This window comes from Rossellomorea sp. YZS02, from assembly GCF_033963925.1.
GTDB lineage: Bacteria > Bacillota > Bacilli > Bacillales > Bacillaceae_B > Rossellomorea.
The window spans coordinates 411,668-422,992 of the sequence record NZ_JAXBLY010000001.1 but is presented as its reverse complement, the minus strand read 5'-3'; the positions used below and the strand labels follow the sequence as shown (position 1 = coordinate 422,992).

Sequence of the window (11,325 nt, the reverse complement as noted above, 5' to 3'; positions counted from 1 at the left end):
GTAATCATATATCGATATAAAAAATGGTCAACCAGAAATATCTGGCTGACCTTATAATACGAAAGGGGGCTTATCTGTAACAAGGATAAGCTCCCTTTATTTTGGTATAAGGATTGATTCTCTAGATTTAATTTGAAATAATTGGTAGGGATGAGGTGAGAAAGGGAGAATCTATGTGAAAAAGCTTGAAGCAGTGTTTATTGACCGAGATGGAACCATTGGTGGTGGTGATACTGTCCATTATCCAGGGGAATTTGAACTTTTTTCTTATACAGCTACCGAAATTAATAGATTAAAAAATGATGGAATAAGGATTTTTTCTTTTACAAATCAGCCGGGAATCTCTAGAGGGTTAGCTAAAGAGAAAGACTTTGAAGAGGAGTTACTGGCATTTGGGTTTGATGGTGTCTATTTGTGTCCACATGATCATAATGTGGGGTGCTCGTGTAGGAAACCCAATACGGGTATGCTAACTAAAGCGCAGAAAGATAATGAGTTACATCTTGAGAACTGTGTTGTGATAGGAGATCGTTGGAGTGATATGGTTGCTGCATCAAGAGTCGGAAGCATAAAAATCTTAGTTAGAACTGGAGCTGGCGAATCCACTCTTTCTGAACATTCCGATAAGCTACAAGATATAAAAATAGATTACATATCAAATAATCTTCTAGATGCAATAGATTGGTTGTATGAAGAAGATTTAATCAGGAGTAATACTTAGTCTTTATCCCTGATAACAGGGCATTAGCAGAAGATCAGGCAGCAGATCTCCGGATTTTTTCTTTCTTCCGTTATCAGGCAGTATTGCTGAAGATAAAATCAAATCATTACATAGGGAGTAAAAATAATAATTAAGGAGAAATCGATGAATTACATAGCAGAAATGAGAAAATATATTGGTAACGAAACCCTATTAACTGTTGGTTGTGGAATAATTATAGAAGAAAATGAACAGATATTGCTTCAACATCGAATTGACGAAGACAATTGGTGTATTCCAGGCGGGATTATGGAAATTGGAGAAACCTTTGAAGAGACAGCACGAAGAGAATCATTAGAAGAAACGGGGCTAACTATATCTGATATAGAGTTATTTGGTATTTATTCAGGAGAGAAGTGTTTTGTTCAATATCCCAATGGAGATAAGACCTTCAGTGTTCAAATCATTTTTAAATCTAAACAATTTACAGGAGATTTGAAACAAAAGGATGTTGAAAGCAGAGAACATCGATTTTTCAGAAAGACAGAACTTCCAGCTAACTTAAATCCACGTCAAAAATCATTTATCATAGATTGGGCAGAAGAACGTAAATATCCTATTATAAAGTAATCTGTTCAACTACATGATTTGTTTATGGAATTAAGCTTGCACTACTATTAAAGAGGATGTGTAACGATGGCAGTCGTAGGTATCTTAGGAATGACTCACGATGAAGAAATGCAAAAAAAATATAATTTCCCGTTATCACGATTGGAAAAATTAATAGAAGAATTTAAACCTGATGTCATTTGTGGAGAAGTCCACCCTTCAAGCTGGGAACTCTATCTACAAACAGGTGAACCACTTGGCATTCTAAGAGAGACACAAAATGAGTATCCTCAATTGATATTCCCTTTATGTCGTGAAAAGGGTATTACGTTCGTTCCAGTGAATTGGTTTGAAGAGGATGTATTTGCAGAAGGTCCTTTTGATCAGTATGACCCAGAAATGAAGGCTAAGCTAGAGAAAGAATTACAAAGTTGGAACGATAAAAAACTATCGGCATGGAATGAAGGGAAAATCCCTTTTAACTCATTCGAGTATGATTCGATTACGAATGAAATGTATGACTGGTTACATTCAGTTAACCCTAACGTTCAAAATATTGTATGGAATGCCCGGCACAATATTATGGCGGCACGGGTGAAAAATGCTGCTAAGAAGTACTCGGATAAACGAATTCTTTGCATACACGGAGCTGATCATAATTACTGGTATTATCAATCGTTGAAGGCGGAAGAAGGGATTGAGTTGGTTTATCCATTAAAATAGATCATTCCAACTTAAGCGAGGTGTTCATGATGTTTTTTATTCAGATGTCCGGCTTCCCAGGCTCAGGAAAGTCTACACTTTCCAGGCAAATAGCGAAGCGAACGGGAGCAGTACTCATCGATCACGATATTGTTAAATCAGCTTTATTAGAATCCATTGAAGACGAAATAGACAACAGCTTAGCTGGGAAGATTTCGTACAATATTGATTGGTCTTTAATTGAATTTCATTTATCCCAGGGTCACGATGTGATTTTTGATAGTCCTTGTTTATATGATGAACTGGTTCAAAAGGGCACGGACTTATCTACTAAATATCAAGCTACGTACAAATACATTGAATGTTATATCGATGATGTAAGGGAAATTAATTTCCGATTGAAGAATCGAGAAAGGATGACCAGTCAAATTAAAGAAGTCACTTCAGAAGAAGCATTTAGATATACAATTCATAACAGTAAGAAACCAGCCAATATTAAATGTTTGTTAGTAGATACCAGTAAACCTCTAGAAAGTTATGTTGAGGATGTTTTGGAGTATGTAATGGAGTGAGTTTCCTACTTCAATAAACTGGGTCAATAACTAAAGATCAGTAAACCGATACGGTCATTGAACTTCTTGAATGAATGAGCATTAAACATTAACAAGATTCACAATAAGGACCCTTCATAGGGCCCTTATTTTTTTATCATTTTTGTGATTAATGGGACATTTGTACAACGGCAATCGTCTGTTAAGTGAAAAATACAGTTCATGGTGGTGTGATATGACAAACAGTGCAGAACAGAGTATGCAAGAAGATCGGTCCATCAGGTCACTCCTCAGCCAATATGGGGAGGATGTGAAAAGGCTCATTTACTCATATGTGAAAAGCTGGAGTGCGGCTGAGGATTTAGTACAGGAGGTTTTCATCACGGTCTTTCAAAAGGTGGATACCTTGGAGAAGGAAGCTTCGGTGAAAGCTTGGATTTTTTCCATTGCTGCCAATAAGTCGAAGGATTACCTGCGAAGTTGGCATTATAGGAAGTTATTATTCACGAATACATTTTCCACAAAAACCAATAAAGAGAGTCCAGAAGACTTACTTATTCAACAACAGCAGAAAACGGTCCTGAGTGAAGCCGTTTTTGCTCTTCCAGTGAAATACAGAGAGGTCATCATTTTCTTCTATTATCAAGAGTTGAGGATTGAGGAAATCTCGACGATCCTTGGCATCAATTCTTCGACGATTCGAACCAGATTGGCCAGGGCCCGTGACCTACTGAATCAAAAGCTTGGAGGCGATCTAGATGAACAATAAACGGATTCATGATGCGATTCATCAACATATAGGAGAAGGGCGAACCTTTTCTAAAGAAGAAGAAGCTGCATTACTCGCCAAGCTTGAGAACAATCTCATTCCTCCAAAGAGAAGGTGGTTTCCTGAATTAGTAAGTTGGAGCCTTGCGGGTGTAGCACTTCTCTTGATGATCGGGGTTATTGGAAGCCAAACGGGGCTACTCCCATTATTAGGCGGAGGGCAGCCTGATAAACTGGATACGTCTCTATTGAAAGAAAGTGAAGTCCATGGTCTTGAAGATATGTCAGAGGAACAGAGGAAAGAATTTCTAAAGAGGCAACCTAAAGACTATTATGCCGAGACGGTGGAGGACGCTCTTAAGGCATTGCCATTCCCATTGACCTTGCCTGAAAAACTCCCGTTTGATGCGAAATTTGTGGCAGAGGGCATCAAGGACTGGCATTTTCCATCCAATACAGACGGAAAAGACATCTCAGCGACCTTTAACGCTTCTAATGGTCAACAGTCTATCATGATTGATGCCGTTGACTTCGAACAGAATTTCGTGGAAGGGGATAGTGGGGCTGAAATAACCTCTGAAGTAGTAAAACTCAAACAAGGGAAAGAAGGTGACCTGAAGTTAGACAGTAATGGAGGTCAGATCGCTTTCAAAAGTAAAAATGGGGTTGATATTAAAATCTATTTTTATGATCCCTTAAAGGATTATGATACACGTGACGTATTAAAGGACCTTGCGAACCAGATGGTTGATTGACAGGATAGTTGAATGCGGTATAGGGGCTTATCTCTAATATGATAAGCTTCTTTTTAGTTTTATATTTATCTTGAGAATGTCGCTTGATTTTGAAATAATTGGTATTAAGTTTGGTGGCATTTTCATAAAGTTTGCAGAATTGAGCTTCACGTTGAAGCGAGAATTTTATATACCAAAAAGATATACTCTCAATTTGAATCGACTAAGGGGAAAATGCAATGAGTACGAGTAAGAATTCAACGTTACATATCGTCGAGTTTAACAAGAAAGACATCCCAGGTTTAATTGAACTCTCTGAATCAGTTGGGTGGGACTATGATGAACACGAGATTGGTACTGTTATGTCATCTGGTAAAGTAATTGGCCATAAGAATGCTGAAGGGAGAATTGTTTCAAGTGCAGCCATCATCCCCTATGAAACGAGTGTCGCCTCCATTGGCATGGTCATAGTCAACAAAGAATATAGAGGATTGGGATTAGGAAGAGAAGCGACGCAACAATGTATGAATTCTCTTTCAAGTTATATGGACATCATGCTTATTTCGACTGAAGACGGAAAGCCTCTCTATGAAAAGATGGGGTTTCAAATGGTTGACCATGTTCATAAGTACATATGCGATACTTATTCATCTCCTAATTGTCTCTGTGAAACGATTACCGTCGAACAATTTAAAGAAAGCGACTTACATAAAATAATCAAGTTGGATGAAGCGGCGTTTGGAGATCAAAGGAGCAATTTCCTTAAAAATAGAATCAATCAATCCGAGGAATGTGTCGTAGCGAAAGATAACATAGGGAACATTGTAGGGTTTGGATTATCTATAGGAGGTCCTATCAATCTTATAATAGGGCCGATTGTGGCATCGGATGCTCAGGTAGCTTCTATGATTCTAGATAAGCTGGCTATTGGATATCAAGGCAAACTAAGGATTGATATACCATCAGGAAATGAAGCATTTTTGAAAGCCGTAGAGAAAAGTGGATTTATAAATGTGAGTAATCCACCCATTATGATGTTTCATTCTACGAATATGCCAGAGAGAAATGGTGAGTTATTTGGAATTGCTGCTCAGGTGTTTGGTTAAGAAACAGGGATATTAATGATCTCTCCCTTCTATATATCGTTAGCATTTTTAATTGGATTACAAATGAGAATTAGTTACAAAAGTAACCGCACAAATCCACATTGAAGGGAAGGATATGATCTTGATTCTTAGTCAAAATGAAAACCCAATTTTCAAACCGGTATTAGATCACGTTAATGGCACTTTTAATAATGTAATCTGTTCAGGAGCGTCTACTCTTATCATTCATAAAGATTCAATCGTTTTAGAACAGTACATAGGAAAACAGTCAGGGGAAAGAGAGGCTAGAGCAGTTCAAGCTGATACTCAGTTTCACGTAGCTTCAGTTAGGAAAAGTTATATTGGTTTTGCTGTTTCTTATGCCATGTTTTATGGCTACATAACAAACATAGATGATTTGGTTTTAACCTATCTGCCTGAACTTGGTGAGAGTACCTGGCAAGATACAACGATAAGACATTTACTTACTCATACACATGGACTAAAGGAACAGGGAAATAGAACGACCCGTGAGTTTTCTCCTGGCTCAAACTGGTCGTATAAACAAATTGGGGTCGAGGTACTTACTCAGATTGTCAAACGAACAACCAATAAATCAGTGGCAGAAATCATTCATGAAAATGTCTTTATACCCTTAGGTTTTACCGAGTCCAATTGGTATTCAAAGAAACACAAAAAGCTGGTTGATGTGATGCTGCGTTATGAGGGGGATGAAGATTGGAGGACTAGTGATAGTACCGACGGCGACAAAATGAATATGTATGTATCTACCAGAGAATTAGCTTACTGGGGGTATTTTCATCTGAAGAGAGGAAAGGTTAATGGCAAACAAATCGTTCCTAGAGAGATCATAGATATGGCCACTTCACTTCAAAGCCCATCTACTCTACATAATGACTTGCCTCAAAATGGCTTCTTGTGGTTCGTTAAAGATTCACCTGCCAAAAAGACGGAAATAGGTCACCAAGTCCCTAAAGGTTCTTTTCAAATACTTGGATTTACAAATGTGACCCTATTAGTGATTCCTGAAGAAGATATTGTGGCTGTTCGTATGTTTAATAGCTTTGGATCACCAGAAGGTTATGATTACTTATCTGATGTGAGATCGTTTGGGGATTCAGTTATGAAGTGTGTAAAGAATGAATCCAAAGTGAGTTTATAGTAGATTCACAAATAGGAGTATTCAGTTATAGGGCAGCACAAAATATATCTTTTTAGGAGGATTGCTTTATGTTTATAGTAAATGTAGAAGGCGCCATTCACCGTGATGGGAAATGGCTGTTAATCATGAGAAGTGAAAAGGAGGAACACGCTGGAGGCACACTTTCATTAGTCGGCGGAAAGTGTGAAAGGGAAGGGGTGTCATCCGATATTCTGGAAAGGACCTTAAAACGAGAAATCCTTGAAGAAGTAGGCAGTGAGGTGACAGATCTTTCCTACGTAAACAGTTCCTCCTTTGTGACGGAATCAGGCATTCATGTCATTGATATCGTTTTTCTGTGTCGCCACAAAGCGGGTGAGCCTTACGCAAAGAGTAAGGAAGAAGTCGATGATGTCATGTGGTTGACGACTTCGGAAATTCTTGCTCATACGGAACTGCCGGTATATTTAAAGGAAAATATTAAACTTGCGAATAAAATGCTACAAGGTCATAACCTTTGAATGTTCGAAAGAGAGGGTGAAGACAGATGATCTTAGAACTAGAAAAATCTGAATTTTATAAATGTAAGGGTTTCATTCATGATGAAGGCCTCTTAGAAACAGTGGCTGTAATCGATGGAGATCATCCCGGTCGCGTCTTTGTTGATGACGTGACGGATCCCACCTCTGGCTTCATCTGGTTGGGGAGTCAAAATGGTTTTATTTTTATGGGGGATGCAGAAAATGAGGAGTTCAATGTCGAGTTAAGCCATTTTTTTCAGACAGTCATTAAATCAGATGGCAATGAAGTTGGTTTATCAGCTTTTGAAGCGATTGGAAATCATCCGAAATGGAATAAGACCCTCAGGAACGTATTTGGGGAGAATATCATTGGTTATAACCAAAAGGTTTATGAGTTAAAAATGTCAGGTTATAGAACGCAAAATGAATCTGAATTAGACCAGGGATATGAAGTAGTTAAAATTAACAAGGATATCATGGTGAACAATGTTGTTTTAGATAGTACCGATTTTTTGCGCTCGAAGGTCTTGGAGTTTTGGCCTTCATTTGAAAGGTATTTGGATGAGGGTATTGGGTATGCAGCCATTTATGAAAACGAGATAGTGAGCGTTTGTTTTTCTGGCGTAGTAGCCGGAAAGGTTCATGGTATTGACATTGAGACGTCAAAGAATCACCAAGGAAAGAAACTTGGGCAAAGAGTGGCTCATTCGTTTGTACGGGAATGTTTAGAGAATCATCTTACGCCATATTGGGATTGTATGGAGATCAATCACCCTTCTGTGTCGATTGCAGAAAATCTAGGGTTTGAGAATACAATGAATTATGTTTGGTATAGCATTCCTTTTGATAAAGAAGATCAGAGTGTTTAAGGAGAAAATACATGACAACAACATATGTGAATTGGGGAGAAGCAACAGTAAAATTAACTTGGAGACCTGATAAACAACTCCCACCTAGAGAACGGATTACAAGCGTTCATGGCTATTGTTTTAAAGATGGTCAACTGCTATTAGTCAATTTAAATCATAGAGGATGGGATTTCCCGGGCGGTCATATTGAAGAGGGGGAAACTCCTGAAGAATGTGTAAAGCGTGAAGCTTATGAAGAAGGATATGTTTCAGGGAGTTGTTCTCTATTAGGTTATATCATCGTGGACCACAGTGAGAATCCAAATTGGAATGAAGATAGTCCATACCCCAAAGTAGGCTATCAGGTTTTCTATTGTATGGACATAGAACGATTGCATGACTTTCAAGCTAAGTATGAGTCAGGCGAAAGAATTCTGATAGATCCAGGTGAGGTAACGGAGTATTATCATGATTGGAATGAAATTTATAAGGAGATACTTGATGATGCTTTAAGGTGATGGTGATTTATCTTCGATTTACAGGGTAGAAAAAGGAGAATAGAAAATGAGCTTCCATTTAGAAACATGCTCAGCTGAAGTAAATAATCTTATTTTAAGTATCCAAAAAGAAATGACAACAATCTTAAACGATGATCTGGTTGGCATTTATATTCACGGATCTATAGCCATGGGTGGTTTTAATCCGGACCAAAGCGATATTGATGTATTGGTCATCACGAATAAGGCAATTGAAGTTGAAAGCAAAAGGGAACTAGCCATCTTCTTTTTGAATTGTTCCAATTCCCCTTACCCAATCGAAATCAGCTTTATGAATCAGGATCAATTAAAAGTCTGGCAGCACCCTTGTCCATTCGATTTTCATTATAGTGAGTTCTGGAGAGAGCGGTATGAACATGATTTGGTAAAAGGTACATACGAATTCATAAACGGAGACAGTAACACTGATCCGGATCTAGCAGCACACATAACGATTTTAAATAACAGAGGGATTTGTATGGCAGGCAAACCTATTACTGAAGTTTTCCCAGTCGTGCCGCGTTCAGACTATCTGTCATCCATACTGGGTGACTTTCAGGATTGTTTAGAGCGGATTGAAGAGGAACCGATTTATTGTACGCTAAATATGATTAGAGTGTTTTGGTATCTAGAAGAGGGAGTTATTTCTTCAAAGGAAGAAGCTGGCCGCTGGGGGTTATCAACATTGCCGAAAGAATTTAGTAGCACAGTTCATAAAGTCATAGATTGTTATGCAAGTGAGAAAAGCGATCATGAATTTGAGAAGGATGAACTTTTATTGTTTAGGAATTATGTTGCTACTAATTTGCAGAAACGATTGAGCTAAAAAATATGAAATGAGACAAAAGGAGGGTTCAGCCATGGGCGTCAGGAATTATCTGATCGAAGGCGTTTCCTGCACCGGTAAACCAACGGATACGGCCTCTCACGAGAATCATATATGGGATGTAGAGAAAGTAAAGGCGTTGGTCGATAACAAGAATGAGCCAGTCACATTTTTCTGTGGTGGTTCTCGGAACTTTTCTACTTTCATCGATTTATTTGATGGGGTGTTTGTTCTCGAGGTTGATCGTGAAACATTAAACCAAAGACTGGACGAGCGACCGGATAATGAATTTGGTGGGAAGAAGTCGGAACGGGAGTTGATAGCGCACTTGCATCAAACGAAAGAAGACATTCCCGAAAATGGAATAATTATAGACGCAACTGAACCGATCGGGCATGTGGTTGATGCGGTCATCAGAGAAGTTGAAGGGGTTTAATCTGCATTATTTTGCTCTTGGTATGAAGGAACTCGTATTCAATAGGATCTGAAACTCATAGAAAAGGAGAAACATATATGTTTTATAGAAGAAAGTACTATACCGTGAAAAACGAATTTGTAGAGATTTTTAATCAACACTTCAACAACACCAATCTACCGAATCAATTAAAACACGGGTCTCGTTTAGTGGGGCGTTGGATGAAGGATCGTGGGGATGGGACGTCTAAAATATTTGCAATTTGGGAATACGACAGCTATGAAGATTATGTGGAAATTGAAAATAAGATACGAAGTGATGAGGATCATGTTAAACGGATCCAAGAGTGGTATGAAGAAAACGGTGGAAGAGAATTGATTGGTAAGGAGTATATATTAGAGGTGGGGAATGAGGCGATAGAGTCGACTGTGAATAATGAGTTTAAAGCTGAAGATCCTATTAATAGCTGAAAATCGCGCATGTGGTTGGATAGGATCATCAATCAAATAGTATGAGTACAAGGTGCAATCGAATCTGGAGAGCACCTTTTTTATTGGGATATTTAATCAAAAAGGAAGCAGTAGAACCGTCCCCCTGCTTCTACAAATAATCCTTCCTCTTAAAATCACAAACATTTTCACTACTCATATACTAGTTAGTAGAGGTGGTATTTTAAGGAGGAATACAATGAGAATGAATAGAAAGAAGCACTTCAAGAGTAAGGCAAAGTTTATTGCTTACGTAACGAACTTTGGGGAAGATACGATTTCAATGATTGATACCAAAATCGATAAAGTCACAGATACGATTCCAGTAAGTGATCAACCAGATGGGATTACAATTTCCCCTTTAGTTAAACATGCATATGTGTCCAATACTACTAATAACTCTGTTTCCGTTATAGATCTTTTTAGTCATAAAGTGGTCAATGAAATCCCTGTTGGTGAGGGGCCGGTTGGGATAGCTGCGGCACCTGATGGAAGAAAAGTGTACGTAGCGAATTTCGGTGGTACAACTGTCTCCATCATTGATGTCTGTAAGCAAACAGTGAAACATGTAGAAGTAGGAGATAACCCATTTGATGTGGCATTTAGTCCAGATGGAAGAAGGGCCTATGTTGCTGTAACCATAAGTAATTTTGTTGCCGTAATCGATACAAATAAAGAATCAGTGATAGATAGAATTCCCATTACAAATGGAGAATTTCCTCGAGACCTTGCGATAACCCCAGATGGAAAAAAGCTATACGTGGCCAATCGTGGGAGAGGGGAGCCTAGTACCGTTTCTGTTATTGACCTTAAGCGAAACGTAGTATCGAATGCGATCAATGTAGGGATAAGACCGAATGGTGTAGCCGTTACACCAGATGGGAAGAAGGTTTATATCTCGAATATTAGTAGTGATAATGTAACCGTAGTGAATGCATGTGATGATTCAATTATGACGACGATTGATGTTGGCGATGGTCCAACGGATGTTTGTATTACCCCCGATGGGAGAAAGGCTTATGTTACTAACTTTAATGCGGGGACAGTTTCAGTTATTTGTATTAGAACGGATAGTGTTCTTACTACGATACCTACAGGAAAGCAATCAAGCGATTGTGCTATTACTACTTCATGTTTTCCTTTTTAAGGAGGGGAGCCATGGGGACAGGTCCATTGGCTCTTTAAAGGAGACGTGGGCCTGCCAAATTGGTCCTTTTGCTACTCACAGATAAAGAAAATTCGACACTTTGGCATGATTATCGGAATGCTCGCACGATTGTATCTGAAACTCGCACGATTATGACGGAAGTGGCATGATTTTTCTAAATCCCGCACGATAATCGTAAATCCCGCATGAATCTTCTATCTATCTCTTTTCAT

15 protein-coding genes are annotated in these 11,325 nt (G+C 38.6%); all 15 read left to right on the top strand.

Features of this window, described 5'->3' with window-relative positions; translation table 11 throughout:
- The first annotated feature begins 175 nt into the window (after positions 1 to 175).
- The 15 genes from SLH55_RS02230 (at position 176) to SLH55_RS02160 (ending at position 11,092) form a co-directional block, all read left to right on the top strand.
- Positions 176 to 721 carry an HAD-IIIA family hydrolase gene (locus SLH55_RS02230; protein ID WP_320322468.1) on the top strand — a complete coding sequence of 182 codons (546 nt, stop codon included), beginning with the start codon at positions 176 to 178 and terminating at the stop codon, positions 719 to 721.
- A 144-nt stretch (positions 722 to 865) separates the two neighbouring features.
- Complete coding sequence (locus tag SLH55_RS02225; RefSeq protein ID WP_320322467.1) at positions 866 to 1,330, top strand: NUDIX hydrolase; 465 nt, start codon at positions 866 to 868, stop codon at positions 1,328 to 1,330.
- 66 nt (positions 1,331 to 1,396) lie between these two features.
- The gene (locus SLH55_RS02220; RefSeq protein WP_320322466.1) at positions 1,397 to 2,032 is read left to right on the top strand and encodes a hypothetical protein; all 636 of its coding nucleotides are present in this window, start codon (positions 1,397 to 1,399) and stop codon (positions 2,030 to 2,032) included.
- Positions 2,033 to 2,061: 29 nt separating this feature from the next.
- A complete protein-coding gene (locus SLH55_RS02215) occupies positions 2,062 to 2,583 on the top strand; it encodes an AAA family ATPase (RefSeq protein ID WP_320322465.1) in 522 nt (173 codons plus the stop codon).
- Positions 2,584 to 2,797: 214 nt separating this feature from the next.
- Positions 2,798 to 3,331 carry a sigma-70 family RNA polymerase sigma factor gene (locus SLH55_RS02210; protein WP_320322464.1) on the top strand — a complete coding sequence of 178 codons (534 nt, stop codon included), beginning with the start codon at positions 2,798 to 2,800 and terminating at the stop codon, positions 3,329 to 3,331.
- A complete protein-coding gene (locus SLH55_RS02205; RefSeq protein WP_320322463.1) occupies positions 3,321 to 4,085 on the top strand; it encodes a hypothetical protein in 765 nt (254 codons plus the stop codon). Before SLH55_RS02210 ends, SLH55_RS02205 begins: the two co-directional genes overlap by 11 nt.
- Before the next feature lie 218 nt (positions 4,086 to 4,303).
- Entirely contained in the window at positions 4,304 to 5,170 is an 867-nt protein-coding gene (locus SLH55_RS02200; protein ID WP_320322462.1) for a GNAT family N-acetyltransferase, read from the top strand.
- A 121-nt stretch (positions 5,171 to 5,291) separates the two neighbouring features.
- Positions 5,292 to 6,332: a serine hydrolase domain-containing protein gene (locus SLH55_RS02195; RefSeq protein WP_320322461.1), complete on the top strand. Its 1,041-nt coding sequence runs from the start codon at positions 5,292 to 5,294 to the stop codon at positions 6,330 to 6,332.
- A 68-nt stretch (positions 6,333 to 6,400) separates the two neighbouring features.
- Positions 6,401 to 6,832, top strand: a complete 432-nt coding sequence (locus tag SLH55_RS02190; protein WP_320322460.1) for an NUDIX hydrolase — start codon at positions 6,401 to 6,403, stop codon at positions 6,830 to 6,832.
- A gap of 26 nt (positions 6,833 to 6,858) precedes the next feature.
- Positions 6,859 to 7,701, top strand: a complete 843-nt coding sequence (locus tag SLH55_RS02185; RefSeq protein ID WP_320322459.1) for a GNAT family N-acetyltransferase — start codon at positions 6,859 to 6,861, stop codon at positions 7,699 to 7,701.
- Positions 7,702 to 7,712: 11 nt separating this feature from the next.
- Positions 7,713 to 8,198, top strand: coding sequence for an NUDIX hydrolase (locus SLH55_RS02180; RefSeq protein ID WP_320322458.1), 486 nt, complete (start codon positions 7,713 to 7,715; stop codon positions 8,196 to 8,198).
- A 46-nt stretch (positions 8,199 to 8,244) separates the two neighbouring features.
- Positions 8,245 to 9,042, top strand: coding sequence for an aminoglycoside adenylyltransferase domain-containing protein (locus tag SLH55_RS02175; protein WP_320322457.1), 798 nt, complete (start codon positions 8,245 to 8,247; stop codon positions 9,040 to 9,042).
- 34 nt (positions 9,043 to 9,076) lie between these two features.
- Positions 9,077 to 9,478 carry a nucleoside kinase gene (locus tag SLH55_RS02170; RefSeq protein WP_320322456.1) on the top strand — a complete coding sequence of 134 codons (402 nt, stop codon included), beginning with the start codon at positions 9,077 to 9,079 and terminating at the stop codon, positions 9,476 to 9,478.
- A 77-nt stretch (positions 9,479 to 9,555) separates the two neighbouring features.
- On the top strand, positions 9,556 to 9,927 hold the full coding sequence (locus SLH55_RS02165; protein ID WP_320322455.1) for an NIPSNAP family protein: 372 nt from the start codon (positions 9,556 to 9,558) through the stop codon (positions 9,925 to 9,927).
- A gap of 217 nt (positions 9,928 to 10,144) precedes the next feature.
- Positions 10,145 to 11,092 (top strand): beta-propeller fold lactonase family protein, encoded by a 948-nt coding sequence (locus tag SLH55_RS02160; protein ID WP_320322454.1) that lies wholly within the window; start codon positions 10,145 to 10,147, stop codon positions 11,090 to 11,092.
- Positions 11,093 to 11,325 lie beyond the last annotated feature (233 nt).